Origin of the sequence: Idiomarina xiamenensis 10-D-4, assembly GCF_000299895.1 — a bacterium.
GTDB classification, from domain to species: domain Bacteria; phylum Pseudomonadota; class Gammaproteobacteria; order Enterobacterales; family Alteromonadaceae; genus Idiomarina; species Idiomarina xiamenensis.
Genome location: NZ_AMRG01000067.1, coordinates 1 through 317 on the forward strand (window position 1 = coordinate 1; position 317 = coordinate 317).

1 pseudogene is annotated in these 317 nt (G+C 51.4%); it reads right to left on the reverse strand.

Annotated elements, in window-relative coordinates:
* Window positions 1–317 (reverse strand): annotated as a pseudogene (locus A10D4_RS14240) (flagellin); the annotation flags it as partial.

Genomic DNA, 317 nt, shown 5'->3' on the forward strand with positions numbered 1-317 from the left:
TTGCGCGTTGTCTTGCGTCGATACCGAGATGCTGGTTGCGGCAAAGATGTCAGCAAAACCATCACCTGCCTGTACCGAGCCGGCTAAGGTCGAATAAGCTTTACCGGTCACACCCGAAGCGACGCTCGCAATACCCGATAAGGTAAATCCACCATCAGCCGTCAAAGTATTAGTGGTAGCGCCAACCGTTTGCATGCTAAAGCTGATAGTTTGGTTAGCATCGGCGCCAACCTGGAACGAAGTACCATAGGTACCGTCTAGCAAGTTTTGGCCACCGAAAGTGGTATCAGAGGCGATGCGGTTAACTTCTTCCATCA